Genomic DNA, 18,165 nt, shown 5'->3' on the forward strand with positions numbered 1-18,165 from the left:
AATGGCAGAAACACTCAAAGAAACCTTAGAAGAAACAAATGCTGAATTAGAAACTGTCGAAGTAGTAGAAACGGAAGAAAAAACTACAACTTCAGCAGATTCAGGTATTTCAAGACGTGAAAAAGCCGCGCTTATTATTTGGAGCCTTGATGAACAAATCGCGACCGAAGTGGTTGATTTGCTCCCTGATGCATCCAAACAACGCCTTGCACGAGAAATGGCCAAAATGAAAGAAATGGACGGCGGCGCAGTGGAAGAAGCGACTAGAGAATTTTTAGGAGAACTAGAACTTCTTTCTGGAGGAATTGCTAAACTCGACCGCGAACATTTACAACGCTTGTTCCCAGACATGACGACGGAAGAACTAAATCAACTCATTTACGGGGTAGAAGCAGAATCACGTATCGGCGAAACCGCGCTAGATATTCTACGCGAAATTGATGATGTTGACTCCTTGTTTACAATTATTAGCGACGAATCGCCACAAACCATCGCGATGATAGCCTCTTACATGAAACCAGAAGAAGCATCGAAACTACTAGCATTACTACCGGAAGAAAAAATGATTAACACCGTCATTGGTATCGCGAGCCTAGAACAATTCGATAGCGAAGTCATGCAAAACGTTTCTAACTTACTAAGAATTAAGCTCGACACAATGTCGAATAGCTCACTGAACAAAACAGACGGCATTAAAAATGTCGCAAATATCTTAAACAACGTTACCCGCGGTTTAGAACGAACAATTTTCGAACATCTCGACGCCGAACAAGCAGAACTTTCCGAACGCATCAAAGAGAAAATGTTTATGTTTGAAGATATTATTCTGCTTGATAACATGACCTTGCAACAAGTTCTGGCCGAAATTCAAGACAACAATAAAATCGCTCGAGCACTTAAAAATGAAAAAGAAGAACTCAAAGAAAAAATCCTATCTTGCGTATCGAAAAACCGTCGCGATATGATTACCGAAGAACTAGAAGTCCTTGGCCCAATCAGACTTTCCGATGTTGAGCAAGCCCAACAAGATATCGCCAATGTCGTTAAAAATCTAGAAAAAGACGGCAAAATAGTTATCCAACGGGGGGAACAGGATGTCCTTATCTAATCCGCGAATCCCAAAAGGTAAAGTCACTTTATCCGACGTGAAAATGGAACTGTTTTATTTAGATGATATAGAAGAAACAGAAGAAATCGAGTCACCATATTCGAAAGAACTTGAACAACTAGAAAGTCATCAAAAAGAACTCGAAAAACATCTATCTGCCATTGAAATAGAACAACAAAAATTAGCTAATGAAAAAGCGGCACTTCAAGCAGAACGCCAAGCCATTGAGGAGTTAAGACGAGACGCTGAAGCTGAAATCGAAGCAAACAAACAAGCTTTTGAAAAAGAAAAAACACAAATTTACCTAACTATCACCGATTTCCTTTGGGATGAAAGTATTGATCTCGCAGAAAGAATCGTCCACCAAGCAATCGATACCCGCCAAATTGAAGTCTTACCTATGCTAACAGAAGTCATCCAAAAACTCCCAGTTGCTTTCGACAAACTAAACGTCACCACCCACCCAGAAACATTAAAAGCCCTAAAAGAAGAAAACACAGGCACAAAATACGACTGGCTTTTAGAAAACATCCATTGGAACTTCGATATGCGACTCGATTACGGCGAATTTACTGTAGAAGAAGAAAAGGAATACTTCGACTACCGCATCACCGAAATTTTCCAAACACTTCATAAACAAAATGCCGAACGGAAAATTCTAGGAGGCGATAAACCGTGAACTGGTCGCCAAAAACCGAAGCTTGGCAAGAACTAAAAAATACCGTCCCATACATCCAAAAAGGGAAAATCCACACAGTCCAAGAACAAGTCTATATTTCTAAAGGCCCTCAAGTGAAAATTGGCGATACCGTCATGGTCGGTGAAAACAAAGTGCTCTGCGAAGTAATTTCTATTGAAAAAGAAAACAACATGCTACTCCCGTTTAATCAAAGCGACAAAGTGGCATACGGTGATTGGGTGTACGTAACGGATACGAAAATCACGATTCCGGCCGACGAATTCCTCCTCGGAAAAGTACTCAACGCATCCGGCGACATTTTAAACGAAGAAGCTGGTATGGCTAAATTTAAACAAAAAATGCCGCTTGAAGCTCCACCAATTCATGCTTTTAGCAGAGCAGAAATCACTGATACGCTCGAAACAGGCATCAAAGCAATTGACGGGATGTTAACGATTGGAATCGGTCAAAAAATTGGTATTTTCGCCGGATCGGGTGTTGGGAAATCTACTTTACTTGGAATGATTGCTCGTAACGCCAAAGCAGACATTAATGTGATTGGTTTAGTCGGCGAGCGTGGCCGTGAAGTAAAAGATTTCTTGCGTAAGGATCTTGGAGAAGACGGACTGCGCAAAAGCGTGATTGTTGCTGCTACCTCGGACGAAAGCCATCTTATGCAACTACGCGCCGCCAAACTAGCCACTTCTATTGCCGAGCATTTCCGCGACCAAGGAAAAACCGTCCTTCTAATGATGGATTCTGTCACTCGTTTTGCTGATGCAAGAAGAAGCGTCGATATCGCCGTCAAAGACTTACCAATCGGTGGAAAAACTTTGCTAATGGAATCTTATATGAAGAAATTGCTAGAACGTTCAGGTAAAACACAAAACGGCTCGATCACTGGTATTTATACTGTGCTTGTTGATGGAGATGATATGAATGGTCCAGTCCCCGATTTAGCGCGGGGGATTTTAGATGGACATATCGTTCTCACCCGTGAACTCGCCACCAAAAACCACTATCCTGCCATTGATGTCCTTGGCTCCGTTAGTCGGGTAATGGAAGAAATCGTTCCAGAAAACCAGTGGAAAACTGCTTCGAAAATTCGCGAATGGATGAGTATTTATCAAGAAAATGAACTATATTTCAAACTTGGTACAATCGAACAGACGAGCGACAACGCGGCGATTTTTACAAGTAAAGAAAAGTCCTATTTTATCCATCAATTTTTAAAGCAATTGCGGGATGAAAGTGTTACGCTCGAAGAAACGAGTAAGTTGATGGAAACGTTAGTATAACAAAGGAGTGCCGTGGATGAATCCAGTAGAACAAGTAATAAGTGCTAGACAAGCCGAGTTTCAAAGCGTGTTCGAAGCAGCGAAACAATCGGCTACCGCTTTTGAAACAAAATTAAACGAACGCTTAAATGAAACCACAAATGCCAAAACAACTAGTGTACAAACTGTCACAGATGCCGAACTTGCACGAGCTCGAGAAGCATATGAAGCATTAATCAATCAATCTGAAACCAATTCTGCCGCGCCTACTTCAAGCACAACTACTGAGACTCCCACCGCATCAACAGGCGAATTAACAAACTGGAACAACTACCAAATCAAACCAATCAGTGCGGAAAATGAAGGGAAATATAGTGATTTAATCAAAACTGCTGCCACTAAATATGGCGTTCCAGAAGCGCTCATCAAACGAGTCATCCAAGTAGAATCCAATTTTAACCCGAATGTTGTATCAAGTGCTGGTGCGACAGGCTTAATGCAACTGATGTACGGCTCGAACCGCACGGACCCAGCAACCAATATCGACGCTGGAACAAAACAACTGGCTAGTTACATCAAAAAATACGATGGCGATCTAAAACTAGCTTTAGCAGCTTATAATGCCGGACCAGGTAATGTCCACAAATACGGCGGTGTTCCACCATTCAAAGAAACACAAAACTATTTAACGAAAATTATTGGGTAAGGGAGAATAAACCATGGGAAACTGGCAACAAAAGTGGGAATCATGGCGCGATATGACTGCAGCAATGCAACAAGAAATCAAAATTGAAGCAGCCGAAAAAGTGACTTCCTACATAAAAAATGACCAATTTGAAGAAGCAATTAACGTCATCAGACAAACCGAAAATCTCCTAAATGAACTTGACTTTGAAACAAAAATGAATCGCGTCGAAGAACAGCTCCAAGCCTTCACATCTGACCAAGAAGCAGCTAAATCATTTGAAGCAAGCCAACTTCAAAACATAGAAAAACCAAGCACAAAAGTAAGCTTCGACCTATCACATGTAAAATCAGAAGCGATCAATCAGTTCACCAAACGCGATTTCAACCTAGTAGACTCAAATGATACCCACATGCAATTCCTCAAAGGCAATCGAAATTTTTATATGGACATTTTCAATCCCGAAGAAAGCGAAGAATACCACTACGCTAATCTTGATGAGAAATGCCAATACAAAAACATCGGCTTCATTTGCCAAAACGATGCAGCAGCTGAAATCGCAACAAAATTAACAAACGAATGGCTCGAAACTTTAGAAGCTCCGAAAAAGAAATTTTTAACGGTTAACATTGCTAATTTAAACGCGATGAAACAAAATCCAGAAGTACTTTTTCAATAGAAAAAATCCTGTTCTCGCCAAAAAGAGAACAGGATTTTTTATGCAAACAGGTTGACATCAAATCTACTTTGTATTACTATATACTTGTACCTAGTAACAACTAGTAGAGGAGTGAATTCAAATGAAAGGACTTACCGAGTTACTCAAAGGTAGTTTAGAAGGAATGATTTTGGAGCGAATTTCTAGAGGAGAAACATACGGCTACGAAATCACCAAATACCTCAATGACCTAGGTTTTGATGAAATCGTTGAAGGGACGGTCTACACCATTCTCGTTCGTCTGGAGAAAAAAGGATTAGTCGAGATAGAAAAGAAAAAATCAGAATTAGGTCCACCACGAAAATTTTACACATTGAGCCCAGCTGGTGAAGAAGAATTAGCTATTTTTTGGAAGCGCTGGGATTTTATTCAAGGAAAAATCATGCAAGTTAAAGGAGGGCAAGCGTAATGTTTAATTGGTACAAAAAATACCGCGAAGAAAAACGAGATTATAAACAGTACAAAAAACGAATAGCCGCTTTGCCAGAAGATTATAAAACCGCAATGAAAGCTATCGAAACCTATTTATGGAACTTTGCAAAAGGTGCTGGGATGTTTGAAATCCTAAAGAATGTACTCGAGATGTTCGAAAACGCCGCCGCCGACAACCTAGAATTAAAAGCCGTTGTAGGAGATGACCTAGCGGAATTCGCCGACAACTTACTAAGTGAATTTCCGGAAGAAACATGGATGGATAAACAACGTCAGAAATTGCGAGATTCGATTAAATAAAAAAACAGAAAGCCTCTCAAAAAAAATGAGAGACTTTCTGTTTTTTTATTTACGTTTCTTAACAACCTCTATAAATTCATCTAAGGTTTCATGGGCTTTTATTTGCTCATTACAAACATCGCTATCGTAGCAAATGTAATTACCATTTGTCGTATAAACGCCATCACTCGAAGATTTTGTTTTTGCCATAAAGAGCGATACTTTCGAATGCGAATGGCAAATCGAGCAAACCCCCTTTTGAATCTCTGTAGAAATAGTTCCTTGTACGCCGACCAAATTTCCATCCTCGTAAGTCACGATATACTTACGTTGCTGAGCGATATCATTCCAGCCGTAAAATGTATAATCGCGCAAATCCAGTTTAGACCAGGCGGGAATTTTTAATTTTTTCGTTTTCGCAAAAAGTTTTTTAAGTTTCACATCACTAGGCGGCGCGAAAGGAATCACATAGGCTTTTAACCCCTCTAAAAACGGCTCTGCTTCTTTGGTTGAAGTAATCACATGGAGCTTGCTAAACAGTTCCTTATGCTCCTCTAGTACACTGTCCGGAAATAGTTCATTGATTTTCTCCTCCGTTAACGATTTTAACGCCTTCAAAGTCGAAGTATCATTGGCAGAACGGTATGCGCGTGAAACATTGGCTAATTGATTTTTGATAAAATTATATTGGTATGGCTCGATAAACTCTTTCATTATAATTCTCCTTTAATAGTTTAATGTTGGTTAAACTAGCTGAAGGATTGAAGAGTTTATTTCACTCTTACTTTCTAAACAATCCTAAAGCCATTGTTAGAAAGTCGAGAGCAGTGCAATTTTGTTTGCATCTCTTTGATCACCACCTTGCCTTCATTATAAGCACTTCTGAATTGTTCGTCAATTCTCTTTTATGAATACTCTTCTAAAAACAGGGTAAACGAAAACTATTGGACATTAGAGAAAACATCCATGGGAGGAGAAAGTAAAATGAAAAAAGTAAAAGCAAGTGAAACACTCGTACAAACATTAAAAAATTGGGGTATCGACCACGTATATGGCTTGCCCGGCGATTCGATTGACACCGTAGTTGACGCTTTACGAAAAGAACAAGAAGCAATCGAATTTATTCACGTTCGGCACGAAGAAGTGGCGACACTAGCCGCAGCAGCATATACCAAATTAACAGGCAAAATTGGTGTCGCATTATCTATCGGTGGTCCTGGAGCAATCCATCTTCTAAACGGAATGTATGACGCGAAAATGGACCACGTGCCAATGCTCGTGCTCGCTGGACAAGTGACAACCGACGTCTTAAACACCGGCTTTTTCCAAGAAGTCAATTTACCAGCGATTTTCGAAGATGTTGCCGTGTATAATAAACAAATTGATAATGCCGAAACACTCGCGGATGTGGTTGATGAAGCAATTCGCACCGCTTATAAAGAAAAAGGCGTCGCCGTCTTAACGATTCCAAACGATATTCCGTCGCAAGTAATTAAAGCGAGCCTCGAAGCAAAACCAGTGAAATTTGAACAAGAAAATCCAAAACTAGATGAAGCGGCAATACAGGAAGCCGTAACACTGATTGAGAAAGCGGAAAAACCAGTTATCTTAGCAGGGTTAGGGACTAAACACGCTGGACCAGAATTAATCGCCTTCTCGGAAAAATTGAAAATCCCGATTATTCATTCCTTACCAGCAAAAACCATTGTTCCAGATGACCATCCAAATGCACTCGGAAACCTTGGTAAAATCGGAACCAAACCTGCATATGAAGCCATGCAAGAAACCGACTTACTATTAATGTTTGGGAATGATTACCCTTATAGCGACTATTTACCAAAAAAAGCAGACTGTATCCAAATCGATATTGACCCAGCCAAAATCAGCAAACGTTTCCCCGCAACAGTTGGTTTAGTAGGCGATGCCGCAGAAATAATTAGCGATTTAACAGCCAAAATAGCACCTGTAGAAGAACGTAAATTCCTTCAAGCATGCCAAGAAAACATGCAAGAATGGTGGAAATGGTTAGAAGAAGACATCGCACAAACAAGCGATCCAATCGCTCCAGAAGTCGTGATGGCGAATATCCAAAAAATCGCGGACAAAGATGCCGTTTTCTCTATCGACGTAGGAACTGCGACTGTTTGGAGCACTCGTTATTTACATTTAACGCCAGAAAATGACTTTATCGTTTCCGCATGGCTTGGTACTATGGGCTGCGGTTTGCCAGGAGCTATCGCTGCCAAAAAAGCATTCCCAGACCGCCAAGCAATCGCCATCGTTGGTGATGGAGGATTTTCCATGGTCATGCAAGATTTCGTCACAGCAGTAGGCCTAAACATGCCAATGATTGTCGTTGTGCTAAACAACCAACAACTTTCATTCATTAAATACGAACAACAATCAGCTGGTGAACTAAACTACGCCATCGACCTACCAGATATTAATTACGCAAAATTTGCCGAAAGTTGCGGAGGAATTGGTTTCCGGGTAGAAAAAATGGCAGACCTAGAAGCTGCTTTCGAAAACGCCAAACTAGCAACTAAACCAGTAATCATCGACGTTTCCGTAGATAGCGCAGCCGCTCCACTACCTGGTAAAATCGTGATGGACGAAGCACTCGGTTATACTAAATTTGAAATCCAATCAGTCTTAGAAGACCATCGTTTCGCAAAAATGCCACCACTTAAAACCATTTTGCGCAGATTTTTATAAAAAATAAATAAAAAAATAACAACATCACCCGTTTTATGCCGATATTCACTAATTATTATAACGTTTTTTTATTAAAACTAATTATTTTACAATAAAATATGGAGTTTTTTTAAAAAATATGAGATAATGAACTAGAATTAGAGAATAGGAGTGTGGAATGGGTGAATTTAATTAAAAATCGTAAATTGAAAACAAAATTAAGCATCAATATTGTTATAACGACCATCATGTTAATCGGACTTGGCGCGACTAGTTTCCTAGGTTTTCGTCATGTAGCAACACTTTCAGATAATATGGTTGATAATAATGTCGCACCAATGAAAGAAATCGCAAAAATCCAAACAAACATGGCGCAAATCAATATCGACATCCTGACCATGTTCGACACTATCAACGGAAAATCAACCCTTATCAAAGATATCGATAATCTGTACGCCGAAAATGACCAAGCAATCCATAATTTCAAAAAAGCCAATTTAACAGCAGAAGATAAGAAACAATTAGCTTACTTTGAAGAAAAACTAGCAGATATGAAAGCATCCGCATCCTCTGTAATCAGTGACACATCAAGTGCGCTAGACGATGCAGAACTACTTGGAGCACAAAACAGATACTACCAAAACGTCAAAACAAAATTTGACGATGCAACGAAACAATTAAACGTTTTAAATGACATGAACTATAAAGAAGTCGAAAATTCCTCACAAGCAATTTCTGACTTTGGCGTAAAAATCAGCTTAATTTTCACAGCAGTTATTATCGCCGTGCTAATTTCCTTATTCATTTTCAACGCCTATATTACGAGAGTTATTCTAAAAGGAATTCGTCATCTGCAAACAGCCGTACATAAAGTAGCGAGTGGCGACCTATCATACCGCAGCACTTACAATGGTAGAGATGAACTGGGCGATATTACTAACGACTTGAACGAAATGAGCGAAAACCTACGCCTGATGATTGAAGACGTTAAAAAAGCGTCCACAGATGTGAAATCTTCGAGCGACAACGTGATTATTAGCTCTGAAATTATTTCCGCGATGACAACCGAAATGGACATCGAAATGAAAATGATGGGCGAACAAATCCAAACGCAAATCGGTAGCATGAAAGAAAGCACGGATGCGATGGATCAAATGACAGGCGGCGTTCAAAACGTAGCTGAATATGCCCTTAAAGTATCTGACTTAACAAAAGACTCCGCAGAAAAAACCAACGACGGAATTGCCGTTATTAATAACTTAGTGTCACAAATGGACCGCATCAGCGGCGTTATGCGTTCAAGCACAGACGTTGTTTCCCAACTAGTTAACCGTGTTGGCGAAGTTGAAAAAGCGCTAGATACCGTTACGAATATCGCTGACCAAACTAATTTACTGGCCCTAAACGCAGCCATCGAATCTGCGCGCGCCGGCGAACATGGCCGTGGTTTCGCAGTCGTAGCCGAAGAAGTCCGGAAGCTTGCGGAACAATCACGTCTTGCTGTTGTTGACATTAATACTGTTCTGAAAAAAATCCAAACAGAATCAAAAACAACTATCGAAGTAATGAACACAGGTCTTTCCGAATCCGAAGCAGGCCAAAAAATCATTTCCGAAACAGAAGCAACTTTCACAGACTTACTCAACCGTGTCAATGATATATCCGCCCAAATGCAAAATGTATCTCAAGAAACGGAAGAAATGGCTGCGGGAATTGAAGAAGTCAACACATCAATTAGCGATGTAACAGAAATATCCAACCAAATCGGTGAAAAATCCACTGCCGCACTTGAATTCGCAGAAGTAAACAAAATGAAAGTAGACGAGCTAGTCGTTATCTCCGAAGAAATGCAAAAAATCTCCGGTTCATTAGAAGGGTATATCGCCAACTTCAATACCGAAGTGAGCGAAGAAGCGGTCGAAGCAACAGAAGAGCCAGAATCAGAAACAAAAGACCCGGGAGAACCAGTCCTAGCTGAAAATGTCTAGGAAGCATGTATAATGCGAATTTGGATAAAATCACTGCTTGTCATTACAGCATGTATATTTAGTTTGACCCTTCTAAATACGAAATATACCTTTTATTCACCAACCGTCAAACTCGAAAGCGCCAAAGTCGTTTATAAATTAAACAATGAACCTTTTAATGTAAGATTAGATGTACCGCTAGTGAATCAAATGGATGCTCCGACGCTTTTTAACGGCTGTGAAGTAACAAGCCTAGCAATGCTCTTACAGTTCAATGGAAAGCGCGTAACGAAAAATGAGTTAGCAAATAATCTCTCGACAACGCCAATCGAACAAAATGGTTTACATGGTAATCCAGATAAGGCGTTCGTCGGTAGTATTAGCGGCGATAGCCCTGGTCTTGGCGTGAATCATGCTCCAATTGCTAAACTAGCTGCTAAATACGTTAACGAGGCACACGTCCACGATATTAGCGGGAATAGCATTCAAGACATCATTACCGTACTAAGCACAGGTGCGCCGGTTTGGATTATCACTACTACCGACTATCATGCACCGAAAAATTGGCAAACCGTGCAAACAAAAGAAGGCAAAAAGAAAATTACGTATTCGATGCATAGTGTCATTATCACTGGGTTTGATAAAAATAATTTTTATATTAATGATCCATATGGACATAAAAATCGTGCCGTAAAAAGAAGTGTCCTAGAAGAAGGCTGGTCTGCTATGGGAAAGCAAGCCATTTACCTAAGTCGTCCATAAAAAAATCGTTTGAAAGCATATCTCAATCTCATGCTCTCAAACGATTTTTTATATTTTCTTCTTAATAAATAGTATAACAGCAAGCGCGACAAGTACCACTCCAATAACAATCGGCCAAACCGAAAACGCATCTCCGGTAGAAGGTAGAAGGGAAGCGCTACTTGTATTTTCAAATGCGACAGCCGTGCTTACTCGGAAATAAATGAATCCAAGTGAAATGAAAACAGCAATACTAGCAACTAATTTTTTGGGAAAAACCATTCAGCTCGCTCCTTTTTATATCATAGCTATATTATTAGGCATTTGATATTTTTTGTCAATGTATAGACCAATTTTAATCAAATGGCTATATATAATGCTTGACCTAGTATACATATTATTGTAAAATGAATTTGTTTCCTTGAAAAGTAGTGAAGGAGGATCGTACAATTGAATAGAAGCGCCAGAACTGATTGGGACGAAAATGCTTGAAGGTGAAATCCCTGAAAAGTATCGATCAGTTGACGAGGAGGAGATTAATCGAAGTTTCGGCGGGAGTCTCCCGGCTGTGCATGCAGTCGTTAAGTCTTACTTACAAATCATTTGGGTGACCAAGTGGACAGAGTAGTAATGAAACATGCTTTTTACCCTCCAAGGAAACCAAAAAATGTAGAGGGCTTGAAATTGGATAAGTCTGCCCTCAAGTTAATTATTGGAGGAATTTTATTATGTGTGGAATCGTTGGATATATAGGAACAAATAATGCAAAAGGCATTTTATTAGAAGGACTTGAAAAATTAGAATACCGCGGCTATGATTCTGCAGGAATCGCTTTGCAAAACAAAGAACTTGTAACAGTTGTCAAAGAAAAAGGACGGATTGCAGACCTTGCAAGCCTTGTACCAAGTGATGCATTCGGTACAACGGGAATCGGGCATACACGCTGGGCAACACACGGTAAACCGAATCACGAAAACGCCCACCCGCACCAAAGTAAATCAGGTCGTTTTACAATTGTTCATAACGGCGTAATCGAAAACTACACCCTTTTAAAAGAAGAATACTTAAAAAACCATTCTTTTGTCAGTGACACAGATACAGAAGTAATCGTTCAGCTTATCGAACTCTTTGCAGCAGAACTTTCTACTAAAGAAGCATTCAAAAAGGCGTTATCGTTACTGCACGGTTCTTACGCAATCTGCTTAATCGACCAAACCAATACAGAAAAGCTTTACGCAGCAAAAAATAAAAGTCCATTACTAATCGGAAAAGGCGAAAACTTCAATGTTATCGCAAGTGATGCTATGGCTGTCATTAAAGAGACAGACGAATTCGTGGAAATTATGGATAAAGAAATCGTCATCGTAACAAAAGATGGCTTCACTTTAGAAACACTAGAAGGTGAAGAAATCACTCGTGCAAGCTACAAAGCGGAACTAGATGCATCAGACATCGAAAAAGGCACATACCCGCACTATATGTTAAAAGAAATCGACGAACAACCAGCTGTAACACGTAAAATCATTCAAGCCTATCAAGATGAAGCTGGCGAAATCAATGTCGACAAAACTATCATTGACGAAATTTTATCATCTGACCGCATTCATATCGTTGCTTGTGGGACAAGTTATCATGCTGGTTTAGTCGGAAAAAATTTAATCGAAAAAATGGCGAAAATTCCTGTAGAAGTACACGTATCCAGTGAATTTGCTTACAATTTGCCATTAATGTCTAAAAAACCGCTATTTATTTTTATTACGCAAAGTGGCGAAACTGCCGACAGTCGTCAATGTCTTGTTAAAGTGAAAGAACTTGGCTACCGCACATTAACCTTAACAAACGTACCAGGCTCGACGCTAGACCGTGAAGCAGATCATTCGATGTATTTATACGCAGGCCCAGAAATCGCTGTAGCTTCAACAAAAGCCTATACAGCTCAAATTTCCGTATTGGCAGTACTTGCAGTTTCCCTTGGTCGCGAAATTGGTGACGAAGAAGCACTTAACATTAATTTAGCTGCTGAACTAGGAATTGTCGCAACAGCAATGGAAGCCATGGTCTCTAGCAAAGAAGTGATTGAGCACATCGCTGGCGAATACTTAGCAACTTCTCGTAACGCTTTCTTCCTAGGTAGAAATATCGATTATTTCGTAGCAATGGAAGCTGCTCTTAAACTAAAAGAAATCTCTTATATTCAAGCTGAAGGTTTTGCAAGTGGCGAATTAAAACATGGTACAATCGCGCTTATCGAAGACGGGACACCAGTTTTAGCGCTTATAACGCAAGAATCTATCAACTGGAATATTCGCGGAAATGTCAACGAAGTATTAGCGCGTGGAGCAAAAACTTGTATATTCGCAATGGAAAACGTCGCACAACCAGGTGACCGCTTTGTCATTCCACAAGTGCATCCGCTATTAACACCACTGGCTAGCGTCATCCCATGCCAACTACTAGCTTATTACGCCGCACTTCACCGTGATTGCGACGTCGACAAACCAAGAAACTTAGCTAAAAGTGTCACAGTAGAATAAATTTTTCAAGGCCTTTTCGAACTAGAAAAGGTCTTTTTTTTACACAATCAATAAATTTGCACGAGCCCCTTGTTATGCTTTAAACTTAAAGAGGAATGGGGGAAATCAGCCAATGGAAGTATCGCATGTAACGCTCGCACCAAATAAAGATAGTCGTGCCGCAGTTTTAACAATCGGCAAATTCGATGGGGTACATATCGGCCATCAGACCATTTTAAATACAGCCTTATCCATAAAAAAAGAAAATGAAATATTAACCGCTATCAGTTTCAGCCCACACCCACTTTGGGCTTTAAAACAAATCGAAATATATCGTGAAATGCTCACACCAAGAATGGAAAAAGAACGCTGGCTCGCGTATTACGGTGTCAATCATTTAATCGAGACAGAATTTACATCTAGGTACGCAGAAACGACACCGGAAGAATTTGTCACAGATCATTTGACCAACTTGAATTTATCGCATATTGTTGTTGGTTCCGAATTTAATTTTGGGAAAGGGCGCGACTCTGACGTAGATTTACTCCGGGACCTATGCAAGCCCTATGATATTGGTGTCACATCTGTCCCGGTTATTGAAACAAATCAAACCAAAATAAGTTCCACCAACATTCGAGCGTTTATTCGGCGCGGTCATTTTCAAGAAGCGGAAGAGCTCTTAGGCCATCCGTGGTATATTACTGGAATTGTAGAAAATGGTGAGATGACTGGCTTAGATGATTACGTTCTCCCGGCAACAGGTACGTATCAAACAGACTCAGGAATAGTGAACGTAACGAACAATCGCACCATCGAAGTCGGATTGTCAGATGGACTTCAACAATTACATATGAAAAACGAACTTTCCGAGTAATTGGGAAAGTTTTTCTTTACATTTTATAAAATTAGTAATATACTAATTTAGTAAATTACTAAAATTTAAAAGGAGAAATCTCATGAAGATTCCAACTACCTTAAAACATAAACCAGTAATCGTTGTTGAAAATTATGAAGAAGTAGATGGCAAGAACGCTTACCATTCTGATGCGAAAGGTCTTTCGCTCGGACTTGCGCAGTGGAATGATCGTGGCAAAGTAGATATTTCCGCTAAAGTTTGGCGTCACACGGGTGATAAATGGTCGCGCCAATCTGAAGAACTTCCGCTACATCGTGTGCTCGACTTGGCCATTTTAATCGCTAGAACCAAAGTTCATTTTAAAGATGCTTACCGTTTACCTCATTTGTATGACAAAGAGAATCCCACGCTTGATCGTATTGGTTTGCAAGGAGATGCGCTGACTATTGCCGTTTGTGAAGATAACGAATATATCGATGAAGACATGCAATTATTCGAACAAGCTTTAAAAAACGATGATGAACTTCTCAGTGAACGCCTCAAAACATTAAGCAAACTATTACAAGAAGCAGGTTATTAAGGACGTGAAATAAATGAATAAAGACAATCGTAAAGAACTAATTCGTGCATACAAAGAAAAATCTCCCGATGCCGGCGTTTACCGTTTTATCAGTACAAAAAGTGGTAAATCCTTAATTGATAACACAATGGATTTAAAAGGAATCGCCAATAAACTTGCTTTCGGAGTGAAAATTGGAGCGGGAAATATGCTACCACCAGAAATGGCAAAAGAAGCAAAGGAACATGGTATTGACACCATTCAATTTGAAATTCTTGAAAAAGTAGATATTAAGCCCGAAATGACAAAAGAAGATATTAAAGAAGAAAATGATGTACTCCTTAGTTTATGGCTAGAACGTGAAGATATCTGAGACCTTTCACTTGAAAGGTCTTTTTTTATTAAAATTGTACAATAAAAAGATAATTGCAATAAAATACACGAAATGTCTACATTTTCTAGCAAAATTAATGTTATACTAATAAATGACTATTTTAAAAGGGAGGTTTATATCATAATGAATCCAAGAAAATCAGAATTTGTTCTAACATTAATTGCGGGAATTACAGGTATTATTGCTGGTATTACTGGAATCGCGGGCGGAGGTCTACTTGCTGCTCTTTCTGGCAGTGAAGAATTATCTAACGCAACTGCGATGACTGCTGCTGACTCTGAAGCACTTGCTGCTGCAGGTGGTTTAACAGTAATTTTCTCTATAATTGCTTTAGTGCTTGGTATTGCTTTGATTGTTTTTGCTGTATTAATTAAACGCAATGCTAAAGTATTTGGTATCTTGACGCTAGTAGCTGGTGTTGTAGGTTTCTTCTTAGTAGGATTACTATGGATCGTTCCAGGTGTACTTGCTGTTATTGCAGGTATTATGTGCCTAGCGAGAAAAGTACCAACTGACACATTTAGCTAATCTTAATGCTAGACTGTAATAGGATGAGCCATCATTCTGTTGCAGTTTTTTTGATTTAAATAGTTCACAAAAGATAATAAATTTATTTTAAAGTAAAACCGACAATTTATTTTGTCGGTTTTTTTGTGGTTATTATATAACTCTATTTCTTCAAACAAATAGAGCAGATGTGAAAAGTACTATTTCTACTATTTTCAATATTCATCAGTCAATAATAGTATGATTTCACATTATTCGAGTGCTAAAATTAGACTTCATTAGCTGTGTCCGGCTGTTATATTGTGACGTTTTTTTGACAAAATTGTAAAAATGGATAAAAGTGCAACTTTATCTAAAAACGAGGTTGAATTCAGGTGGATTTCGATGATTTGGGATGTTTTGAAAATGTTGGAATTATCTTTTGAAACGCTTTTTTTTGAGTTGTATTTTAATTGGAAATAAGTAATATCAATTACTTTCGTGTTTTTGAATCTTTGCTAATTAGATTTTTTATAGTAAATTATTTTCGTTTTTATTCGTGAAAATGTGTCAAAAATAATTACTTGAAAATGGAATGAAATACTGTTTTTGTGATATAAAACGTTCAAAAAATGTTCATAAATAGGAAATTTCGCTACTTAGGAAGGCATTTTTGAGTGGCTGTTTAGCGTATAATTTTAGGAGTAATAAATATTACTGGAGGTTATACACGAATGAAAAAAGCATTTCTATGCCTATCTGCAATTGTTCTATCATTAAATTTTGTATGGATTAATCCAATTACTGGGTCAGCATCCAAAATCGAAACAACAAAGGAAACAAACCAACAAGTTAATTTGAAAAATAATGTAACGGATATAGTTACTTCGGAAGATTTAGGAGGACAAACGTGGTTAATTAATGAGGTAAACAGACAATTAGCGCCAAAAACGGTCGACGTAAATTTAACATTTGAAGATTTGGCTAAAATTACGACCATTTCATTGAATAATAGATCGCTTACTGGGGAAGTACCACCAGAGATTAAAAATTTAGTATCGCTTCAAAGACTGTATTTATTTTCTAATAAGTTATCAGGAGAAATCCCTGCTGAATTAGGAGAATTAACGAAATTAACGGAGCTTCGTTTAGATTATAATGAACTATCAGGAAAAATTCCCGACGGTCTAGGTAATATTTCCGAAATCGCACTGCAAAATAATCGTTTGGTTGGGCAAATACCTTTAAGTCTCTATGAAAATAGAACTGGCAAAAATGAAGTGAATGTTTCGGGAAATCAAGTGACGATTAACAGTCAACAATCAGAGCCAAGTGTTTATTCAGCCTATACGTTTGTCTATCCAAGTTCTACACCTGAGTATAGCGGACATATTAAAGCAAATAATTCTTTTATTTCTAATCTAACTAATGATATGAATCTTACACCGTTTTTAAAAAACAGCCCTACATTTATTAATCTACAAGTAGTATATATGTTTAACTCGGAATTGTTTGATGGGCATGATGTGACGATTACCGATACGAATGATGGCAGGGTGCTTTATGACGGGACGCTGACGTCGGATATTAGCATACCGTTAACAAATTTTAAATCGGGCGTACATGTGATTAATGTGATGCTTGATAATGCGCCCAATAATCCTCAAAATCAAACTACTTTCTTAATCGATATTTTACCTGTCCCGGCTCATGATTTGACGGTGAATTATGTGGACGAAGCAGGAGCAGAAATCCATGAACCACAAACGGTAAGTGGAAATGTGGGTGATGATTATGATGTAACAACACCAGAATTTGAACTAGCAATTGACAAATATGAATTAGATACGGAGCAAATGCCAACAAATGGACTTGGTACACTTAGTTCAGAGGCTCAAACAGTCACTTATGTATACAAAAAAGTGAACGGCGCGCCTGTCACCGTGAAATACGAGGACCAAAATGGGGTAGAGATAACTACTTCCGATGTGCTAACAGGTAAGCTAGATGCTACGTATCAATCAAAAGCGAAAGAAATTGCTGGATTTACATTAGATAACAGTAAACTACCAGCCAATGCAAGCGGCATTTTCGAAACAAATCCACAAACAGTCACTTATGTGTATCAAGCCGTTCCAGCCACAATTAAAGCGCATGATTCCACGATTTATGTAGAGGATAAATGGAGCGCAGAGGATAATTTTGATAGCGCAGTAAATTCTGTTGGAGCTGCAGTTTCCTTTGATGATTTAGAAGTAGAAGGGACAGTGGATACGACGAAAGCAGGTGTTTATCCAGTTACTTATAGTTTTGCCGGAGAATCTGTGACTATTAACGTAACCGTAAAAGCAAAAGACCTTCCAGCACCACCAGTGACACCGACAAAACCAGTGGTTCCTATCCAACCAACTAATCCAGACCAACCAGACATTCAAACGGCACCAGGTGAACATCAAGCTTCCACTGATAAATCAGAAGCATTAAAAGTAACCGTGGCACAAAAGGAACAACCTACAGTAGCAGGGAATTTAAAACTGCCAACTACTGGGGATAATCTTTGGGACAGTGTGCTGTATAGTGTATTTGGTTTAATAGCGGTATGTGTCGCATTTAGTTTATTCTTCTGGCGTAAAAAGCAAAAGCATAGCTGAAATATATTAGAACTAGGCTGCCTATTTTAGAAGGGTAATGTGCAAAAGAGATACCAACTAAAAACGGCATAATAGCAAAAAATAACTTTACGTCATATTCTGAATTAAAGAAAGCAAAATAATATT

General features: G+C 38.9%; 18 protein-coding genes. 16 read left to right on the forward strand and 2 right to left on the reverse strand.

Annotation, left to right across the window (positions count from 1 at the left end; translation table 11 throughout):
• The first annotated feature begins 1 nt into the window (after window position 1).
• The 7 genes from CKV70_RS03675 to CKV70_RS03705 all read left to right on the forward strand — a co-directional run bounded on the left by CKV70_RS03675 (window position 2) and on the right by CKV70_RS03705 (window position 5,199).
• The gene (locus tag CKV70_RS03675; RefSeq protein WP_003721835.1) at window positions 2–1,108 is read left to right on the forward strand and encodes a flagellar motor switch protein FliG; all 1,107 of its coding nucleotides are present in this window, start codon (window positions 2–4) and stop codon (window positions 1,106–1,108) included.
• Window positions 1,095–1,787, forward strand: a complete 693-nt coding sequence (locus tag CKV70_RS03680; protein ID WP_003733172.1) for a FliH/SctL family protein — start codon at window positions 1,095–1,097, stop codon at window positions 1,785–1,787. The genes CKV70_RS03675 and CKV70_RS03680 overlap by 14 nt, the downstream gene beginning before the upstream one ends.
• The gene (fliI, locus tag CKV70_RS03685) at window positions 1,784–3,085 is read left to right on the forward strand and encodes a flagellar protein export ATPase FliI (RefSeq protein ID WP_014600610.1); all 1,302 of its coding nucleotides are present in this window, start codon (window positions 1,784–1,786) and stop codon (window positions 3,083–3,085) included. Before CKV70_RS03680 ends, fliI begins: the two co-directional genes overlap by 4 nt.
• A gap of 16 nt (window positions 3,086–3,101) precedes the next feature.
• Window positions 3,102–3,770: a lytic transglycosylase domain-containing protein gene (locus CKV70_RS03690; protein ID WP_014600611.1), complete on the forward strand. Its 669-nt coding sequence runs from the start codon at window positions 3,102–3,104 to the stop codon at window positions 3,768–3,770.
• A gap of 13 nt (window positions 3,771–3,783) precedes the next feature.
• On the forward strand, window positions 3,784–4,428 hold the full coding sequence (locus tag CKV70_RS03695; protein WP_010989550.1) for a hypothetical protein: 645 nt from the start codon (window positions 3,784–3,786) through the stop codon (window positions 4,426–4,428).
• A 121-nt stretch (window positions 4,429–4,549) separates the two neighbouring features.
• Window positions 4,550–4,876 carry a PadR family transcriptional regulator LftR gene (gene lftR / locus CKV70_RS03700; RefSeq protein WP_003721840.1) on the forward strand — a complete coding sequence of 109 codons (327 nt, stop codon included), beginning with the start codon at window positions 4,550–4,552 and terminating at the stop codon, window positions 4,874–4,876.
• Window positions 4,876–5,199, forward strand: a complete 324-nt coding sequence (locus tag CKV70_RS03705) for a DUF1048 domain-containing protein (protein WP_003721841.1) — start codon at window positions 4,876–4,878, stop codon at window positions 5,197–5,199. The genes lftR and CKV70_RS03705 overlap by 1 nt, the downstream gene beginning before the upstream one ends.
• Window positions 5,200–5,244: 45 nt before the next feature.
• Here the strand turns inward: CKV70_RS03705 and CKV70_RS03710 are convergent, their stop codons facing one another.
• Entirely contained in the window at window positions 5,245–5,892 is a 648-nt protein-coding gene (locus CKV70_RS03710; protein WP_014600612.1) for a FusB/FusC family EF-G-binding protein, read from the reverse strand.
• A 270-nt stretch (window positions 5,893–6,162) separates the two neighbouring features.
• Here CKV70_RS03710 and CKV70_RS03715 point away from each other — a divergent pair, with 270 nt between their 5' ends.
• The 3 genes from CKV70_RS03715 (at window position 6,163) to CKV70_RS03725 (ending at window position 10,601) form a co-directional block, all read left to right on the forward strand.
• The gene (locus tag CKV70_RS03715) at window positions 6,163–7,893 is read left to right on the forward strand and encodes a pyruvate oxidase (RefSeq protein ID WP_014600613.1); all 1,731 of its coding nucleotides are present in this window, start codon (window positions 6,163–6,165) and stop codon (window positions 7,891–7,893) included.
• A 161-nt stretch (window positions 7,894–8,054) separates the two neighbouring features.
• The gene (locus CKV70_RS03720) at window positions 8,055–9,860 is read left to right on the forward strand and encodes a methyl-accepting chemotaxis protein (protein WP_003733177.1); all 1,806 of its coding nucleotides are present in this window, start codon (window positions 8,055–8,057) and stop codon (window positions 9,858–9,860) included.
• 12 nt (window positions 9,861–9,872) lie between these two features.
• Window positions 9,873–10,601: a C39 family peptidase gene (locus CKV70_RS03725; protein ID WP_003721845.1), complete on the forward strand. Its 729-nt coding sequence runs from the start codon at window positions 9,873–9,875 to the stop codon at window positions 10,599–10,601.
• Window positions 10,602–10,649: 48 nt separating this feature from the next.
• On the opposite strand, the gene CKV70_RS03730 is transcribed toward CKV70_RS03725, so the two are convergent.
• Window positions 10,650–10,862, reverse strand: a complete 213-nt coding sequence (locus tag CKV70_RS03730) for an LPXTG cell wall anchor domain-containing protein (protein ID WP_014600614.1) — start codon at window positions 10,860–10,862, stop codon at window positions 10,650–10,652.
• Window positions 10,863–11,308: 446 nt separating this feature from the next.
• On the opposite strand from CKV70_RS03730, the gene glmS reads away from it, so the two are divergent.
• From glmS to CKV70_RS03760, 6 genes are all read left to right on the forward strand, one after another.
• Complete coding sequence (gene glmS / locus CKV70_RS03735) at window positions 11,309–13,114, forward strand: glutamine--fructose-6-phosphate transaminase (isomerizing) (RefSeq protein ID WP_003732898.1); 1,806 nt, start codon at window positions 11,309–11,311, stop codon at window positions 13,112–13,114.
• A 112-nt stretch (window positions 13,115–13,226) separates the two neighbouring features.
• Window positions 13,227–13,967: an FAD synthetase family protein gene (locus tag CKV70_RS03740; RefSeq protein WP_003721848.1), complete on the forward strand. Its 741-nt coding sequence runs from the start codon at window positions 13,227–13,229 to the stop codon at window positions 13,965–13,967.
• Window positions 13,968–14,049: 82 nt separating this feature from the next.
• Complete coding sequence (locus CKV70_RS03745; RefSeq protein ID WP_003730617.1) at window positions 14,050–14,529, forward strand: DUF6530 family protein; 480 nt, start codon at window positions 14,050–14,052, stop codon at window positions 14,527–14,529.
• Window positions 14,530–14,542: 13 nt separating this feature from the next.
• Window positions 14,543–14,881 (forward strand): GIY-YIG nuclease family protein, encoded by a 339-nt coding sequence (locus tag CKV70_RS03750; RefSeq protein ID WP_003721850.1) that lies wholly within the window; start codon window positions 14,543–14,545, stop codon window positions 14,879–14,881.
• Window positions 14,882–15,025: 144 nt separating this feature from the next.
• On the forward strand, window positions 15,026–15,430 hold the full coding sequence (locus tag CKV70_RS03755; RefSeq protein ID WP_003721851.1) for a DUF4064 domain-containing protein: 405 nt from the start codon (window positions 15,026–15,028) through the stop codon (window positions 15,428–15,430).
• A 692-nt stretch (window positions 15,431–16,122) separates the two neighbouring features.
• Entirely contained in the window at window positions 16,123–18,039 is a 1,917-nt protein-coding gene (locus tag CKV70_RS03760) for a MucBP domain-containing protein (protein ID WP_014930845.1), read from the forward strand.
• Window positions 18,040–18,165: the final 126 nt, after the last annotated feature.

The sequence above is a fragment of the Listeria monocytogenes genome (assembly GCF_900187225.1).
Taxonomy (GTDB): Bacteria; Bacillota; Bacilli; order Lactobacillales; family Listeriaceae; genus Listeria; species Listeria monocytogenes.